The sequence below is a fragment of the Ralstonia pickettii genome, assembly GCF_030582395.1.
Lineage (GTDB): Bacteria > Pseudomonadota > Gammaproteobacteria > Burkholderiales > Burkholderiaceae > Ralstonia > Ralstonia pickettii_D.
Window position 1 is genome coordinate 752,461 of record NZ_CP104382.1, and the last position, 16,125, is coordinate 768,585.

Consider the following 16,125-nt stretch of genomic DNA (forward strand, 5'->3'; position numbering starts at 1 on the left):
ACGCCTTCCCGGAGCCGCCCCATGATTCCGCGCACGATAGAGTCCCCTGCCCCCGTCGAACACCGACATCCCGCTGCGCTTCCACAGCTCCGGCTCGTTCGCGATGCAACCCCGATCCGCCACACCACGCCACTGGTCCCGAGCAGCCAGTGCGCCAACTGCATGATGCACTGGGCGTGCATCGCCAGCGCTGTGCCGTCCCCACAACGCGGACAGCTGGACCAGATGGTGCACACCTGGCGCAAGATGGCCAGGGGCGATGCACTCTTCCGTGCGGGTGACAGCTTTCACGCGATCTATGCCATCCGGTCTGGATCGTTCAAGACCGTGGTGTCGCATCCGAATGGCGCCAGCCACGTCACCGGCTTCCAGCTGGCCGGCGAGACGCTGGGCCTGGACGGCATTGCCGCCGATCGCCACACCTGCGACGCGATCGCCCTAGAAGACAGCACGGTCTGCGCCCTGCCATTCCATTGCGTCGAAGACTTGTGCCAGGACATCCGCCCGCTCCAACATCGCCTTCACCAATTGATGGCAGAAGAGATCGTGCGCGAGTCGGGCCTCATGCTGCTGCTCGCCGGACTCAGTGCGGAAGCGCGTGTTGCCACCTTCCTGCTGGACCTGTCCGTGCGGATGCACGACCGCGGGTACTCCGCCTCAAGCTTCACGTTGCGCATGACGCGCGAGGAAATCGGCAGCTACCTTGGCATGCAGTTGGAGACAGTCAGCCGTGCCCTGTCGAAGTTCCAGCGCGAAGGCTGGATCGTCGTGAGCGGCAAGAACATCGAACTGACCGACAAGGCTGCACTGACGGCGCTTTGATCGCTCCGCTCGCCACATAAAGAGCATAAAAAAGCGCCGCCCCCTTTTCGGGTGGGGCGGCGCACCTACTTCCCCGCTTGAATCCCCCGCCTTATTTCCGCTCCCACTAAGGTGCGATCTGTAGATGATCGATGACCTGCGTCACGCCCGGTGCCGACCATGCCGCGCCCTTGGCCGCGCGCCGCTCCGATGCGGAACCAACGTGACCGCTGAGCGTGACCGTACCGCCATCAACAGAGACGCGGATGTGCTCGGCTTCACGCGCGGCATGCCGCTTGAGTGCGGCGCCGATCTGCTCGGCCACATTGACGGGCTGCACGCGTGCCTTGATCCGCAGCCGGTTGATCAGGCCCGCCACACCCCGCAACGCGCCCACGGCATGCGCTGCCTGTTCGCTCTGGTAGGGCCAGTCCACCTCGCCTGAGAGCGTCACCCAGCCGTTCTCGACCAGCACCTCGATGCGATTGGAGGGCAGCGTCACCTGCCATTCGAGCGCGTCGCGGGCCGCCTGCGCAACGTCTGCGTCTGTGTGGGTGCCCGGCAATCGGACTTCGATTTTCTGCACGACGCCACGCACACCGGCCACGCGCTCGGCGGCATGTTCGGCGGCAAGTTTTTCCATGTAGCTGCGGACGTGGCCGGTCAGCGTCACGACACCGTTGTCCACTTCCACACCAATCGCTGCGGCATCCACCGCAGGTTCCCAGAGCAGTTCGTCGTTCACGTCCTGCTTGATACCCAGATCGCTTTTCATACCTCGCTCCTGCTGGATAGAGTCGCCGCGCTATGCCCAGCGACGCTCACGCGCTGTTTGACAAGCCAAGCAGCGCGCCGCGGTCGGCTGGGCTTGCAGGCGTAAAAATGGAATCGCTTCGCCGCAATCGATGCAGATGCCGTAGCTGTGCTGCTGGATACGCTCGCGCGCGGCACTCAGTTGCTCAAGCTCGCTTCGGTAACGGGCGAGCATGACGTCGTTCGTCTGGTCCACCGCCTCTTCATCGGCAAGACCCGCGTTTTCCAGCGGCGCCTCACGCGGCATCGGCACGGCTGAAGCACCAAGCGCAGACAGTTGGCGCCGCACGCGCGCTTCCTGTTCGTCGAGCAGGCTTCTCAGCCGGATCCATTGCGCTTCGGTAAAGCCGGTCATGCCCCGTCTCCTTCAATCAGTGCAACGTCGAACCGCGTGTTCGGTATCACGCTTCCGTTGGCGAGAGCCAGGCGGGCCGCTGCCTGGATTGCTCCCACCGGCCGGCGGTCTTCACCTGGTCGATAAAGCCCGCAATCTCCTCCTGCGACAACCCGCTCTGTACGTCGTGCTGGAACAGCGCCAGCACCGGCGCCGGAATGGTGGCGGTGATCCGCATGATTTCCTCTACAGCACGGAATGCCCCGCGCGCCGCCATGACGCAAATCACGGACAGGTGCGTGGACGCCGGCAATTGGTCAGCCAGAAAGTCGCGCATGGGCGAAGCCAGGCGGCCCATCCAGACGGGAGCGATCACGACGACGTGTTCGACTTCATCAAGCGGCGGCCCTTCATAGCGATACTTGGCACGCGCATGAAAGACCGTTTCGATCACACAGCGCGCGTCCCCCAGAAAGCCGGCGCGCGGATGCTCGTCCGTCACCTCGGCAAGCTGCCATCCGCTCTGGGCGGCCATCTGCTCCGCCACCTGACGCGCCGTACCGGTGCGCGAGTAGTACACGATCAGCTTCTTTTCCATCTCGTACTCCAGGATCTGGTAAGCAGTGCAACGTGCGGATCGCCTCTAGGAGCCGACCCACATCTGGTCGACGACGGCACGCACGCCGGGTGCGTCCCATGCGGCCTCCCGGGCGGCACGGCATTCGTTGAGGTTGCGCAGCGGCCCGTACAGCGTCACCGTCCCGTCTGCCACGGAGACATTGAGCCGTGAAGCGTCTACGGCGGCGAGGCGTTGCAGGGCCTTGGCAATGCGATCGCTCAGATCGGCCGGCCCGGAGGCGGGGCGCAATACGAGTGCGTTGGCCACCGACTTCACCCCGCGCACCCGTCGCACCGTGTCGAGCGCCGCGCGGCGCTGGAAGTCCTGGTCGACTTCACCGCGCAGCGTCACGGCTCCGTCTTCGACGGTGATCCGGACGGAATCGGGCGGTACCGATGCATTCCAATGCAACGCGCTGCTGATGGCTTGCGCGATCTCGTCGTCGGGGCGCTGCATATCCGGCGGCATCCGCACATCCACGTGCACAACCAGCGCGGTCACACCGGCAACCCGCCGCACGGCCTCTTCCGCTGCATGCTTATCGGCAAAGGTGTCGACAGCACCGGAGAGCGTGACGATGCCGTTCTTCGCTTTCACGGCAAAGCAACCGGCATCCACCGCCGGATCCCATTGCAACTCTTCTTCGACGTCGTGCTTGAGCTGGATATCGTTCTTCATGGTGACCTCCTGATGTCCAATGGACGTCGAGACTCAATGCGACATCAGCACCGGCACGGTCATCGTTTTCAGCAGCGTGCGTGTCACCCCGCCAAGCACCAGTTCGCGCAGGCGGCTGTGCCCGTAGGCGCCCATGACGATCAGATCGGCGTTGAAGTCGGCTGCGCGCGAGAGCAGCAACTCGCCGATGGCGGTGTCGGTATCCGCGCAGTCGGTCTCTTCCACCGTGGTATGAATGCCGCGCGCGTTCAGTGCACGTGCAACCTGCCCGACGGTGGTTTCCTCGGCCCAGTGCTTGGGCTGCGTGCTGGTGATCTGCAACACGTGCACATTGGCGCCCGCCATCATCGGGATGGCATCGTGCAGCGCACGGGCCGATTCGCGTCCCCCGCTCCAGGCCACCAGAATGCGCTGCGGCAATGCCGCGAAGCTGCCGGCGTAGGGCACGACCAGCACGGGGCGGCCCGACTCCAGGATCAGCGTTTCGACGAAGTCGCCGGCGATGAATTCGTCCGGTTCGTCGTGGTTGCGTTGTCCGACCACGAGAAGATCGGCCTCCCGCGCTTCGCGCAAAACGAGCGCGACGGGGTCGCCTTCCACGGCACGCCATTCCGTTTCCACCGCAAGTTTCTCCGTCTCCAGGCGAAAGCGCGCGTGCACGGCATCCCGGATGGCGTCGCGCCGGATGCGGTCTTCGTCCAGGTAGCGGGAAGCGTTCTCCATCATGTAGAACCAACTGAGGCTGGGCGCAAAGCTCGCGTAGATGCCGACAAGCGTGGCGTGGTGTGCCCCCGCATACTGGGCCGCGAGGTTGAGGCGGTGCATGGCGCGTTCGCTGCGGTCCAGATGCACCATCACGCTGGCGTAGGTCATGGTTAGATCCCGATGTCGTGTCAGAGGGGAAGGCACCTGGCTAGGCAATGACGGCATTGCTCAGCGGTTCTGTGGCCCTGTGCGGTGTCTCGGTCGGCAACGCGCGGACCAGCAGCACCGGCAGTGTGCTCATGCGCACAACGCTCTCGGCAACGCTGCCCAGGAACAGTCGCCGGAAGCCGCGCCGCCCGTGCGTTCCCAGCACCAGGGCTTGAGCGCCGACGTTGTGGGCCGCCTGTTCAATGGCCGTGCCGATATCGAAGGTCCCGATGGGATCGTCCACCACCACGCTGTGAACGCGCACGCCGGCTTTCTCGGCCTTGGCACGCGCCTCGGCGACGATTTGATCGCCTTGTTTCACCAACGCTTCGGTAAAGGCGCCCACGTCGATATAGCCAACGTCGTACATCAGATACGAGTTGTCGATCACGTGGGCGATGACCAACTCGGAGCCGAGCTTCTGCGCAAGCTTGATGGCCTCGTCCAGCGCGCGATCTCCCGTCGGGCTGCCGTCCACCGCTACCAGAATCCTGTCGTACATGATGTGCCTCCGTCGAATCCGTCGGTTCGCCCCACGCGGGGTTGCTGGATTCCATGTTGGACCACCAGGCAGATCGCCCCTTGATTTACATCAGCGTTTGGTTCGCCGGATCACCTGCCCTTGGCACTTGATCTGCCTCAATGATCCGAGTGCAGCGCTCGATAGACTCAACCGCTATCCGCTGCCCATCCGGACAGTCATGGAAAGCTCACGGCACCTTGTTCGGGATCAACTTCTGACACCGGCCCGTTCTTATAGTGAAAACGTAAGCGCATCGGAGTGCAGCATGAGGATCGACGAGATTTGCTCCCACCGTATCGTCCACATCCGGGCAACGGCGACGCTGCAGCAAGCTGCCCGACTGATGCGCGACGAAAGCACCCGCGCGTTGCTTGTCACAGAACACACCGCTGTTGGTGCGCGCGTGGTCGGCATCGTCACAGACCGCGACATGGTGGTGCACGGTATCGCCAGCCGCAGCGACTGCACCGAAACCGCGGTATCCGAAGTCATGACACGCGGCCTTCTGACCATCCGCGACGACGCGGTGATCAGCGAAGCCTTGCGCTTGATGCTGAGCCACGGCCTGCACCGGCTGGGCGTGGTCGACCGGCAGCAACGGCTGGTGGGCATGCTCAGCCTCGATGACACCATCCGCGCGATGGGCGGCGAATGGACCTTGCTGGTCGGGATTCTGGGTCGCGACAACTTTACCGGAGCCGGTCCGCGTGCGCCGTCCGATTTGATTCTCTAAGCCGTAACCGACCGTTGTTCAGGAGCACCGTCATGTTCACCAATGTTGGAACCGCGGACCGCATCGTCCGCATCTTGATTGGTATCGCCATGATCCTGCTGGCGTTCTTTGGCAAGGTACCAGCGTGGGTGGGCTGGCTTGGGCTGATACCTCTGGTGACGGGGCTGATCCGCATGTGCCCGGTCTATTGGGTGCTGGGCATTGGGCGGGATTGACTAAGAGACAAGCCAGAACACCGTCCAGCTGGCCAGAAGCATGATCAGCAGGCCAGCCGTGACCTTGCTGGAAAATGCGCGGCCCCCGCTGGTGGCCACGACCACCTTCGAGAGCGTGTTGGCTGTCAGCGCAAGCATGACCAGCTTGCCTGCCGTCGGGCTTTGCAACGTGTGGCCAGCAACCTGCGTCGCAATGGACGCGGTCGCGGCGTGTACATCGGCAAATGCGCCCACCACGGTAACAGCCACCACCGCCGCTGTCCCGAACCATGTGCGTGCGGCGGCTGCGGCAAGCAGCAGGGTCGCCGTCCATAACGCAAAACCGATCGCTACCCGCCAGTTGATGGAAGAAGCAGAATTCTCCGGTGCTTCCTCAAGCGGCTTGCTGCCGCGCCATATCCATAGAGCCGACCATGCGACGGTCGTCATCATTCCCACTGCCAGTGGCGCCGCCAGCACGCGTAGCAGGTCGATATTGATGGCGGCAGTCAACAGCAGCATCTGCACCAGCGTGGCCACGTTGGACAGGAGCGCTGCGGCAACCGCACCCTCAACGGGGCGATGAACCTTTCGTACGCGCGCAGCCATGGCCGTGATCGTTGCCACACTTGATGCAAACCCGCTGAAGAGACCGGCCAGCGGCAGGCCGATGCGCTCGCCAAACCATCGCGCCGCAAAGTGGCCCGTGTTGCCCATCAGCATCACCAGCAGCACAATCAGCCACAGCGTATGCGGGTTCCAGGCGTCCAGCGGCCCCATGTTCCGGTCGGGGACTGCGGGCCAGATCAGCAATGCCGCCACCGCAAGGATCAGCAGATCGGCCAGTTCACGCTGGGTGATGACCGTGCGGGCAAACCGATGCAAACCGGCCTTGGCATAGAGCAGGACAAGAAGGACGGTGCCGAGGCCTGCCGTCATTTCAGGCTCGCTCACGGCAAAGGCACCCAGCAGCGTGGTCGCCACGAGTGCGAGTTCCGTTGTCACACCAGGGTCGACATTGGCCGAATGGTGGTAACCCACCGCTGCCAGCAATGCGACCGCCAGCAGCACAGTCGGCACGGCCAGCGGTATCGGCAGGCTTGCCGCAATGGCACCTGCCAGCGCCGCGATCGCAAAGGTTCGCATGCCTGCCGGCAGTTCCGCACTGCCGGCATGACTACGCTCGCGCTCAAGGCCGATCGCCAGGCCCACGCCCAGGGCAACCGAGAAAGACAGCAGTGAAGACATTGCGTGGATACCGATGGCCGCTGCATTGCACCCGTTCAGTATTGCGCGCGGCAACGTTCTTCGATTGATCTGGCGCAGGCGATGGCCCACTGCCGGGCAATCCATCTGCGGCGAGCATCCATACTGATCAGACACGCCGGATGGAGACAGCAATGTCTGAATCGATGCGCGCCATGGTGATGCAAGACGCCGGAAAGCCATTGATCTGGCGTGCAGTGCCCATGCCCGTGCCTGGGCCGGGCGAAGTCCGGATTGCCGTGTCCGTGTGCGGGGTCTGCCGTACCGACCTGCACATCGTGGACGGTGAACTGACCGCGCCCAAACCCTTCCTGATCCCTGGTCACGAAATCGTCGGCATCGTCGAGTCGTGCGGCGCAGGCGTGACGACGCCCGCCCCCGGCGAGCGCGTCGGCGTGCCTTGGCTCGGCTGGACATGCGGCGTCTGCACGTACTGCCTGCACGGGCGCGAAAACCTGTGCGACCACCCGGCCTTCACCGGCTACACGCGCGATGGCGGGTATGCGGAGTATGTCGTCTGCGACGCGCGATTCTGCCTGCCGATTCCCGCGCGGTACGACGATGCGCACGCGGCACCCCTGCTTTGCGCTGGCCTGATCGGCTTCCGCACGCTGCGCATGGCCGGCGATGCACGCCGGATCGGCATCTACGGCTTTGGCGCCGCGGCGCATCTCATCACGCAGATTGCCGTGGCAGAGCAGCGCGACGTCTTCGCCTTCACGCGGGCCGGTGATACTGCGGCGCAGCAACTAGCCCTGGACACGGGTGCGAGATGGGCTGGCGCGAGCGACACCGCCGCACCGGAACCGCTCGATGCCGCCTTGATCTTTGCGCCCATCGGCGCGCTCGTGCCGCAGGCACTGCAAGCTGTGGTCAAAGGCGGCACGGTGGTTTGCGGCGGCATCCACATGAGCGACATCCCCGCGTTTCCGTACCGGTGGCTTTGGGAAGAACGCAAGCTGGTCTCCGTCGCGAACCTGACGCGAGCCGACGGACTCGCGCTCATGCGCGTCGCAGCGGATCTCCCGTTGCGGGTGCGGGTCACGCCCCATCGGCTGCAAGACGCCAACACCGCGTTGGCAGACCTCCGTGCCGGGCGCGTTGCAGGAGCAGCCGTTCTGCAGGTGGCGTCGAAAGACCTTTGACGCGCATCAACAGCCCACACGCCACGCTGTCTACGCTGATGACATGCGGTGCCCGACTGCACAACGCCTTGGAGACCACCATGTATCAGCGAATCCTGCTCGCCATCGACGGCAGCCACGCGTCCTACCTTGCGCTGCAACAGGCCATTATGGTCAGCAAGGCGACAGGCGCGGAAGTCGAAGCGCTTTTCGTTGCCGACAGCAGCGACATCACTTTCGACATGGTCGGGGCCGACTCGATTGCCTACGCCAACCAGGTCGTCGACTACGGCCGCGACACGCTCGCCGAGGTCTCGAAAAAGCTGGACGCGGCGGGCATCAAGCATTCGACCAGATTGCTCGAAAAATCCATTGCGCCGGGGCAGATCTCCGCAACGATCGTCGCGGAAGCCAATGAGACGGGCACCGACCTGATCGTGCTCGGAACGCACGGCCGGCGCGGGCTCAGGCATCTGGTGCTCGGCAGCGTAGCCGAGGGCGTGGTGCGCAAGACCAACAAGCCGGTGTTGATGGTGCGCAGTGAGGTGGAAGAGTAAAGCCGGCTTCATCAGCCGCCGCCCCGGGTGTCGCCCGGGGCACCCGGCTGCCATGCGGGCGCAACGGGCGCAACGAGAGAGGGCGAGCCCATCCGCCGACCGGATGAGGCACTCGGCACGCTGGCCGACCCCATACCCCGACCCACTCTGATGCGTTTTGACGACAGTACGGCAGCGCTGAATTCGTGGGCCTTGCCCCGAACCGAAACGCGTAAAGGATGCGCAGGAAGCTCGTCCGGCAAGTCCGCGCCGCTCCCGCCAAGGCCCGCCGCCCCGTGCCTGCGCGGATCTGCGAGCGATATCTCCTTTGCAAAGCGGGTAAGCGAATTGATGAAAAACCTCGCCGTCAAGGTCGCAGGTCCGCCGAGACCCTTGTCAGATAAGGGTTCGGATTTTCTTGTGCATTCGCAAACGCATTGCATAGACTCACCTTTCAAGGCATCTCTATAGGCAATGCATCATGTGTCGCTGGCTGGCGTATTCAGGCAATCCCATTCAGATGGAGACAGTGCTGTTCCGGCCGCGGCACTCGTTGATCGACCAGAGTCTGCGCTCCCGCCTTGGCGGCGAGACAACCACCAACGGTGACGGCTTCGGCATCGGCTGGTACGGCCGTTACTCTGAGGTGCCCTTCCGATACCGCTGCCTGCACCCCGCGTGGAACGACACCAACCTGCGTGAAGCCGCCCGCGCCATCCGCTCGTCGATGTTCATCGCGCACGTGCGCGCGGCCACCGACACCCCGGCGCAGGAGACCAACTGCCACCCGTTCCGCTACGGCCGGTGGCTTTTTGCGCACAACGGGCTGATCCGTGAATATCCGATGCTGCGCCGCGCCCTGATGATGGAAGTGGCGCCGGAGTTGTTCCGCTGGATCGAAGGCTCGACCGACTCTGAGATCATGTTTTTCCTCGCGCTGTCGTTCGGACTCGACCGCGACCCGCGCGGCGCGCTCGAACAGATGGTCGGGCTGATCGAAGACATCGGCCGCCGCCACGGCGTCGAATACCCGCTGAACATGACGGTCTGCGCGACGGACGGCGTTCAGATCGTGGCGGCCCGCTACTCCAGCGAGGGCGAATCGCGCTCGCTGTTCCACAGCACGTCGTTCAAGCATCTGCACCAGCTCTATCCTGACAGCGCCGCCATTGAAGACGCGGGCGACGACGCCTTCCTTGTGCTGTCCGAACCGCTTGTCGACCTGCCCGGCGCGTGGGCGGAGATTCCCGAAGAGACCGTCGTCATCGTCAAGGGCGGTGTGGTCGAGCACCACCGTTTTGTCCCGCGCAAGCCTGGCCCCACGGGCTTTGATCTGCCGGCCAATCAAGCGTCTTACGGGCGCGAAGCCGGCTGAAGCGCCCCGGCAGGGGTGATACCGGCATCACCCCGTGCTTTTCTGCCCCTCCGCTGAAACCTCCTGACAAAACGCTGTCAGGAGCCCTGCGTTAGGCTCCCGCCCACGACTTGTTCCGTAGACAAACCGGATCTTCATAATCCGCTACAGTTTACGGCTCGAATTCTGATTGCCGACGCAGCGGCCGATGCTTGAGCCCCGCCGGCATGCCCCTTACCTCCAAGCTCCAAGGAACGCCCTCCATGTCCTCCGGTGTCATTCGCCTGCGCGGAGCCCGTCAGCACAATCTTAAAAACCTCGATCTGGACCTGCGCACGGGTGAAATGACCGTCGTGACCGGGCCGTCGGGGTCCGGCAAGTCAAGCCTCGTTTTCGACACGCTCTACGCCGAAGGCCAGCGCCGCTACGTCGAGACCTTCAGCGCCTACGCGCGCCAGTTTCTGGACCGCATGGACCGACCGCAGGTCGAGCACGTCGAAGGCGTGCCGCCCGCCATCGCTATCGACCAGACCAACCCGGTGCGCAGCTCGCGCTCGACGGTCGGCACGATGACGGAACTGAACGACCATCTGAAGCTGCTGTTTGCGCGCGCCGCCCAACTGTTCGACCGCGACACCGCCCTGCCGGTGCGCCACGACACGCCGGAAACGATCTACGACGAGCTGCTCTCGCGCACGCGCGAAGGCGATCCACGCCTGGTGGTGACCTTTCCCGTCGAGCTGCCCGCCAATACGAGCCCCGAAGAAGTCACGCAATGGCTGTCGGTCAGCGGCTATACGCGCGTGCAGGCCGAGCGCGTGGTGGAGTCCTCCACGGGCAAGCGCAAGCTGCTTGATGTGGTGGCCGACCGCTTCCGCCTGCAGGGCACCGAGCGTGCCCGCGCGCTGGAGGCCATCGAGTCGTCACTCAAGCGCGGCGGCGGACGCGTCAGCGTGTACGTCTTGCCGGCCGATGAGGCCGCGGAGCCCGCGATCTGGCGCTTTTCCACCGGCCTGCACTGCCCCGAAAGCGACCTGCGCTATGCAGACCCGCAGCCGGCGCTCTTCTCGTTCAATTCCGCCTACGGCGCGTGCGACGCCTGCCGCGGTTTCGGTCGCGTCATCGGCGTCGATCTTGGGCTGGTGATTCCGGACGAGCGCAAGACGCTGCGCGACGGCGCCATCAAGCCGATGCAGACGCCGGCGTGGAAGGAATGCCAGGACGACCTGATGCGCTACGCCGCTGCAGCGGACATCCCGCGCGGCACGCCGTGGGCGGAGATGACCGAGGCCCAGCGCAACTGGGTCATCAATGGCGACCCGGCCTTCAAGCGTGGCGGCTGGAACAAGCAGTGGTACGGCGTGCGCCGCTTCTTCGACTACCTGGAGTCGAAGGCGTACAAGATGCACATCCGCGTGCTGCTCTCCAAGTACCGCAGCTACACGACCTGCGAAACCTGCGGCGGCGCCCGCCTGAAAACCGAATCGATGCAATGGCGCCTTGGCACCAAGGAAAACGCCGACGCCGTGCTCGCGCCCGAACACCGCTTCATGCCGCGCGGCGTAGCCTGGAGCCGTGCCCAGCTCGAAGCCCTGCCCGGGCTGACCGTGCACGACCTGATGCTGCTGCCCATCGAGCGCATCCGCCGTTTCTTCGATGAACTGACACTGCCGTCCACGCTGCTCGACGACGCGCTCAAGCTTCTGCTGGACGAGGTGCGCACGCGCCTGGCCTATCTGTGCGACGTCGGCATTGGCTATCTGACGCTCGACCGCCAGAGCCGCACGCTCTCGGGTGGCGAAGTGCAGCGGATCAACCTGACGACGGCGCTGGGCACATCGCTCGTCAACACGCTGTTCGTGCTGGATGAACCCAGCATCGGCCTGCACCCGCGCGATCTGGACCGCATTGTCCAAGCCATGCAACGCCTGCGCGACGCCGGCAACACGCTGGTGGTGGTCGAACACGATCCCTCCGTAATGCTGGCTGCTGACCGCCTGATCGACATGGGACCCGGCCCCGGCGAGCGTGGGGGCAACATCGTCTTTGACGGCACGCCGTCGGCTATCCGTCAGGCCGATACGCTCACGGGCGCGTATCTGTCGGGGCAGCGCCGCGTGGCCGACGCCACGGATTGGCACGCGCGCCCCGTCATCGACGCGACGCCGCGGCTGGTGCTCGAAGGCGCGTCGGAACACAACCTGCGCGATGTCACGGTCGAGATCCCGCTGCAGCGCCTGGTGTGCGTGACCGGCGTGTCCGGCTCGGGCAAATCGACGTTGATCCAGGACGTGCTGCACCCGGCGCTGGCGCGCCACTTCGGCAAGGCAACGGAATCGCCCGGCGCATTCCGCGCCTTGCGCGGTGCCGATCAGATCAGCGACGTGGTGTTCGTTGACCAATCCCCCATCGGCAAGACCGCGCGTTCCAACCCGGCCAGCTACGTTGGCGCGTTCGATGAAATCCGCAAGCTGTTCGCCAAGGCGCCGATGGCGCTGCAGCGAGGCTACACGGCCGGTACGTTCAGCTTCAACTCGGGCGACGGCCGTTGCCCGACCTGCGGCGGCTCGGGCTTCGAGCACGTCGAGATGCAGTTCCTCTCTGACATCTACCTGCGCTGCCCGGACTGTGACGGCACGCGCTATCGCGCCGAAATCCTGGAAGTGAAGATCCCCCGCGGTGGCCGCGCATTGTCGGTGGCCGATGTGCTGGAGCTGACGGTGAGCGAAGCCGCCAGCGTGTTCGCTGATGACGCAGACGTGCTGCGCGTGCTGCAACCGATCGTCGACGTGGGCCTGGAATACGTGAAGCTTGGCCAGCCGGTGCCGACGCTCTCCGGCGGCGAGGCGCAACGCCTGAAGCTGGCCGGTTTCCTGGCCGAAGCCGCGCAGGCTGCCCAGGCCGCGGCGCGCAAGCGCGTCAAGCAGGATGTGCCCGCCAACGCCGGCCGCCTGTTCATGTTCGACGAGCCGACCACCGGCCTGCACTTTGACGACATCGCCAAGCTGATGCGGGCGTTCGGCAAGCTACTCGACGCCGGGCATTCGCTGATCGTGATCGAACATAACCTCGACGTGGTGCGTGCGGCGGATTGGATCATCGACCTCGGCCCTGAAGGCGGCGACGCCGGCGGCCTGCTGGTGTGCGCCGGCACGCCTGCGCAGGTCAAAGACTGCGCTGCATCGCACACCGGCGCCGCGCTCAAGCAATACGAAGCCAGCGTCGGCCAGCCGGAAGCCATCGAAGGCGTGCCGCTGCAGACGGCGCTGGCCGAGCGCCGCGCCAAGCGCGCTGCGCTGGCGGAAGTCCAGGGTGAAAACGTCGTGCGCATCGTCCACGCGCACGAGCACAACTTGAAGGGCCTGAACGTCGATATTCCGCACGGCAAATTCAACGTCGTGACGGGCGTATCGGGTTCGGGCAAGTCGACGCTGGCGTTCGACATCCTCTTCCACGAAGGGCAGCGTCGCTATCTGGAATCGCTCAATGCGTATGCGCGTTCCATCGTGCAGCCGGCGGGGCGGCCGGAAGTCGACGCCGTCTATGGCATTCCGCCCACGGTGGCGATTGAGCAGCGCCTGTCGCGCGGCGGCCGTAAGAGCACGGTGGCAACCACGTCCGAGGTGTGGCACTTCCTCCGGCTGCTGTATGTGAAGCTGGGCGTGCAGCATTGCATCCACGACGGCACGCCCGTATCGGCGCAAAGCCCGGAGGCGATACTTGCCCAGCTGATGCGCGACCATCGCGGCCAGCACATCGGCCTGCTCGCGCCGCTGGTCGTCAACCGAAAGGGGGTCTATACCGACCTGGCCAAATGGGCCAAGGCGCGCGGCTATACGCATCTGCGCGTCGATGGCGAATTCCTCAGCGTCGACCCATGGCCGCGCCTGGACCGCTTCCGCGAGCACACGCTGGAACTGCCGGTGGGGGACATCGTTGTCTCGCCGGAAAACGAAGCCGCGCTGCGCGCGCTGCTGGAACAGGCGCTGGAATACGGCAAGGGCATCATGCATGTGCTCGCGCCGCTGGATGGTCTGCAACACGCCATGCACAACGGCGGCACGGCGCATGTCGGCAATGTGAAGGTGTTTTCGACCAAGCGTGCATGCTCGACCTGCGGCACCAGCTACCCCGAGCTGGATCCGCGCATGTTCTCGTACAACAGCAAGCACGGCTGGTGTCCGAGCTGCGTCGGCACCGGGTTGGCGCTCACGCGCGAGCAGCGTGCCGCGTTTGACGACACCGTCCTCGGCGGTGACGATCGCGGCCGCGAGCAGACGCTTCCTTCAGAGGAAGTCGATCCCGACGGCATGACCGACCTGCCTTGCCCGGATTGCCACGGCACGCGCCTGAACCCGACGGCGCGCGCCGTCACGTTTGCCGACAAGCCCATCGTCGACATTGCGCAGTGGACTGTCAGCCAGACCCGCCGCTGGGTCGAGGGCCTGGACTTGACCGGCCGCGACGCCGACATCGCCCGCGATGTGGTGGCCGAGATTCACAGCCGCCTGTCGTTCCTGGAAGAGGTCGGCCTGGGCTACCTGAGCCTGGATCGCGCGGCGCCGAGCCTGTCGGGCGGCGAAGCGCAGCGTATCCGCCTGGCGGCGCAACTCGGCAGCAACCTGCAGGGCGTCTGCTACGTGCTGGATGAGCCGACCATTGGCCTGCATCCGCGCGACAACCAGATCCTGTTGGACGCCCTGCGCAAGCTGGGCGACAAGGGCAACACGCTGGTGGTAGTCGAGCACGATGAAGACACGATCCGCCGCGCCGACCACATCATCGACATCGGCCCGGGCGCCGGCAAGCGCGGCGGCACGCTGGTCGCACAAGGCGGCGTACAGGATCTCGCTGCGCAGCCAGATTCGCTCACGGGCCGGTTCCTGTCACAGCCGATCGAGCACCCGCTGCAGCCGCGCCGCCAGGTGGTTGCGCCGCGTGCCGGCAAGCAAGCCGTGCCGGAGCAATGGCTGACGGTGCACGGTGCCAAGCTGCACAACCTGCGCAACGTGACCGCGACGATGCCGCTGTCGCGTCTGGTGGCGATTACGGGGGTGTCAGGCTCGGGCAAATCGACGCTGGCGCGCGATGTGTTGATGACAAACCTGCTCGATGCGGTCGGCCGTTCGGTGCTGTCTTCGCCGGCAACCCGCCGCGCACGCAAGGCCGCGCAGGCTGAGACGCCTGAGGCGAAGATGCCGCGCAAGCTCGACGTCAAACACGACTGGCACGGCTGCGACAGCGTCACCGGCTGGGAAACCATCGACCGCGTGCTGGAAGTCGACCAGACGCCGATCGGCAAGACGCCGCGCTCCTGCCCCGCCACGTACATCGGCGTGTGGGACACCATCCGCAAGCTGTTTGCCGACACGCTGGAGGCGCGCGCACGCGGCTACACCGCCTCGCGCTTCTCGTTCAACACCGGCGACGGCCGCTGCCCCGCCTGTGAAGGCCAGGGCGTGCGCACCATCGCCATGAGCTTCCTGCCCGACGTGAAGGTCGGCTGCGACGTGTGCCACGGCCAGCGCTTCAATGCCGAGACGCTTGCCGTCACCTGGCGCGGCAAGAACATCGGCGATGTGCTGACCATGGAGATCGACGAAGCGGTCGAATTCTTTGGTGCGATGAACAGCATTGCCCATCCGCTGCAGTTGATGAAGGACGTCGGCCTCGGCTACCTGACGCTCGGCCAGCCCTCGCCCACGCTGTCCGGGGGCGAGGCGCAGCGCATCAAGCTCGTCACCGAACTGTCCAAGGTGCGCGATGACGTGACGCGTCGCGGCCAGAAGCCGCCCCACACGCTGTACGTCCTGGACGAGCCGACCGTGGGTCTGCACATGGCCGACGTGGCCAAGCTCATTCGCGTGCTGCATCGGCTGGCGGACGGCGGCCACAGCGTGATCGTGATCGAGCACGACCTCGACGTGATTGCCGAGGCGGACTGGATCCTCGATCTCGGCCCCGAAGGCGGCGACGAAGGCGGCACGATCGTCGCGGCTTGCGGGCCGGAGGCGTTGACGCGCGTGCCGGCCAGCCATACTGGCGCCGCGTTGGTGCCGGTGCTGGCGCGCGGCAAGCAGGTCGATCCGAGCAAGGAAGGCGAGACGGTCTAGCGTGGCCGCGGCGGTCTCCGCACCGGTGGAGACCGTCGGCGAGGCGCTCGCGGTGATGTGGCGCCAGCAATCCTTTCGCTTTCCTGAGCAAACCGGTGCGCAAAGCCTGTCCGAGCAGGGTTTGC

Annotated in this window: 14 protein-coding genes; 7 read left to right on the forward strand and 7 right to left on the reverse strand. The window is 65.2% G+C overall.

Annotated elements, in window-relative coordinates; translation table 11 throughout:
- Positions 1–21 precede the first annotated feature (21 nt).
- Positions 22–822, forward strand: coding sequence for a helix-turn-helix domain-containing protein (locus N5B55_RS20110; RefSeq protein ID WP_304541661.1), 801 nt, complete (start codon positions 22–24; stop codon positions 820–822).
- A gap of 106 nt (positions 823–928) precedes the next feature.
- Here N5B55_RS20110 and N5B55_RS20115 read toward each other — a convergent pair whose 3' ends face one another.
- The 6 genes from N5B55_RS20115 to N5B55_RS20140 are packed head-to-tail and all read right to left on the reverse strand — an operon-like array spanning position 929 to position 4,659.
- Positions 929–1,576, reverse strand: a complete 648-nt coding sequence (locus tag N5B55_RS20115) for a BON domain-containing protein (protein ID WP_065855276.1) — start codon at positions 1,574–1,576, stop codon at positions 929–931.
- Positions 1,577–1,606: 30 nt separating this feature from the next.
- Positions 1,607–1,969 carry a TraR/DksA family transcriptional regulator gene (locus tag N5B55_RS20120; RefSeq protein WP_304541666.1) on the reverse strand — a complete coding sequence of 121 codons (363 nt, stop codon included), beginning with the start codon at positions 1,967–1,969 and terminating at the stop codon, positions 1,607–1,609.
- 46 nt (positions 1,970–2,015) lie between these two features.
- Positions 2,016–2,546: a flavodoxin family protein gene (locus N5B55_RS20125; protein ID WP_065855281.1), complete on the reverse strand. Its 531-nt coding sequence runs from the start codon at positions 2,544–2,546 to the stop codon at positions 2,016–2,018.
- Positions 2,547–2,591: 45 nt separating this feature from the next.
- A complete protein-coding gene (locus N5B55_RS20130; RefSeq protein WP_154205909.1) occupies positions 2,592–3,245 on the reverse strand; it encodes a BON domain-containing protein in 654 nt (217 codons plus the stop codon).
- Between the two features lie 33 nt (positions 3,246–3,278).
- Entirely contained in the window at positions 3,279–4,118 is an 840-nt protein-coding gene (locus N5B55_RS20135) for a universal stress protein (RefSeq protein WP_178960122.1), read from the reverse strand.
- Between the two features lie 40 nt (positions 4,119–4,158).
- Positions 4,159–4,659, reverse strand: coding sequence for a universal stress protein (locus tag N5B55_RS20140; RefSeq protein WP_065855287.1), 501 nt, complete (start codon positions 4,657–4,659; stop codon positions 4,159–4,161).
- A 286-nt stretch (positions 4,660–4,945) separates the two neighbouring features.
- On the opposite strand from N5B55_RS20140, the gene N5B55_RS20145 reads away from it, so the two are divergent.
- Together N5B55_RS20145 and N5B55_RS20150 are read left to right on the forward strand one after the other, a co-directional pair.
- Positions 4,946–5,413, forward strand: a complete 468-nt coding sequence (locus N5B55_RS20145; protein WP_154205911.1) for a CBS domain-containing protein — start codon at positions 4,946–4,948, stop codon at positions 5,411–5,413.
- A 32-nt stretch (positions 5,414–5,445) separates the two neighbouring features.
- On the forward strand, positions 5,446–5,628 hold the full coding sequence (locus tag N5B55_RS20150) for a YgaP family membrane protein (RefSeq protein ID WP_178960123.1): 183 nt from the start codon (positions 5,446–5,448) through the stop codon (positions 5,626–5,628).
- Here N5B55_RS20150 and N5B55_RS20155 read toward each other — a convergent pair whose 3' ends face one another.
- On the reverse strand, positions 5,629–6,855 hold the full coding sequence (locus N5B55_RS20155) for an MgtC/SapB family protein (protein WP_304541696.1): 1,227 nt from the start codon (positions 6,853–6,855) through the stop codon (positions 5,629–5,631).
- A 152-nt stretch (positions 6,856–7,007) separates the two neighbouring features.
- Between N5B55_RS20155 and N5B55_RS20160 the strand changes: the two genes are divergently transcribed.
- The 4 genes from N5B55_RS20160 (at position 7,008) to uvrA (ending at position 16,000) form a co-directional block, all read left to right on the forward strand.
- On the forward strand, positions 7,008–8,018 hold the full coding sequence (locus N5B55_RS20160) for a zinc-dependent alcohol dehydrogenase family protein (RefSeq protein ID WP_304541698.1): 1,011 nt from the start codon (positions 7,008–7,010) through the stop codon (positions 8,016–8,018).
- An 80-nt stretch (positions 8,019–8,098) separates the two neighbouring features.
- Positions 8,099–8,554 (forward strand): universal stress protein, encoded by a 456-nt coding sequence (locus N5B55_RS20165; RefSeq protein ID WP_304541752.1) that lies wholly within the window; start codon positions 8,099–8,101, stop codon positions 8,552–8,554.
- A gap of 460 nt (positions 8,555–9,014) precedes the next feature.
- A complete protein-coding gene (locus N5B55_RS20170; protein WP_065855297.1) occupies positions 9,015–9,908 on the forward strand; it encodes a class II glutamine amidotransferase in 894 nt (297 codons plus the stop codon).
- Positions 9,909–10,150: 242 nt separating this feature from the next.
- Positions 10,151–16,000: an excinuclease ABC subunit UvrA gene (uvrA, locus tag N5B55_RS20175; protein ID WP_304541704.1), complete on the forward strand. Its 5,850-nt coding sequence runs from the start codon at positions 10,151–10,153 to the stop codon at positions 15,998–16,000.
- Positions 16,001–16,125 lie beyond the last annotated feature (125 nt).

What these genes read in the sequence shown, in the direction of transcription:
- N5B55_RS20150 (WP_178960123.1), top strand. Translation starts at nt 5,446, where the DNA reads ATGTTCACCAATGTTGGAACCGCGGACCGCATCGTCCGCATCTTGATT.
- N5B55_RS20160 (WP_304541698.1), top strand. Translation starts at nt 7,008, where the DNA reads ATGTCTGAATCGATGCGCGCCATGGTGATGCAAGACGCCGGAAAGCCA.
- N5B55_RS20130 (WP_154205909.1), bottom strand. Translation starts at nt 3,245, where the DNA reads ATGAAGAACGATATCCAGCTCAAGCACGACGTCGAAGAAGAGTTGCAA.
- N5B55_RS20110 (WP_304541661.1), top strand. Translation starts at nt 22, where the DNA reads ATGATTCCGCGCACGATAGAGTCCCCTGCCCCCGTCGAACACCGACAT.
- N5B55_RS20120 (WP_304541666.1), bottom strand. Translation starts at nt 1,969, where the DNA reads ATGACCGGCTTTACCGAAGCGCAATGGATCCGGCTGAGAAGCCTGCTC.
- N5B55_RS20125 (WP_065855281.1), bottom strand. Translation starts at nt 2,546, where the DNA reads ATGGAAAAGAAGCTGATCGTGTACTACTCGCGCACCGGTACGGCGCGT.
- N5B55_RS20155 (WP_304541696.1), bottom strand. Translation starts at nt 6,855, where the DNA reads ATGTCTTCACTGCTGTCTTTCTCGGTTGCCCTGGGCGTGGGCCTGGCG.
- N5B55_RS20140 (WP_065855287.1), bottom strand. Translation starts at nt 4,659, where the DNA reads ATGTACGACAGGATTCTGGTAGCGGTGGACGGCAGCCCGACGGGAGAT.
- N5B55_RS20145 (WP_154205911.1), top strand. Translation starts at nt 4,946, where the DNA reads ATGAGGATCGACGAGATTTGCTCCCACCGTATCGTCCACATCCGGGCA.
- N5B55_RS20165 (WP_304541752.1), top strand. Translation starts at nt 8,099, where the DNA reads ATGTATCAGCGAATCCTGCTCGCCATCGACGGCAGCCACGCGTCCTAC.
- N5B55_RS20170 (WP_065855297.1), top strand. Translation starts at nt 9,015, where the DNA reads ATGTGTCGCTGGCTGGCGTATTCAGGCAATCCCATTCAGATGGAGACA.
- N5B55_RS20115 (WP_065855276.1), bottom strand. Translation starts at nt 1,576, where the DNA reads ATGAAAAGCGATCTGGGTATCAAGCAGGACGTGAACGACGAACTGCTC.
- uvrA (WP_304541704.1), top strand. Translation starts at nt 10,151, where the DNA reads ATGTCCTCCGGTGTCATTCGCCTGCGCGGAGCCCGTCAGCACAATCTT.
- N5B55_RS20135 (WP_178960122.1), bottom strand. Translation starts at nt 4,118, where the DNA reads ATGACCTACGCCAGCGTGATGGTGCATCTGGACCGCAGCGAACGCGCC.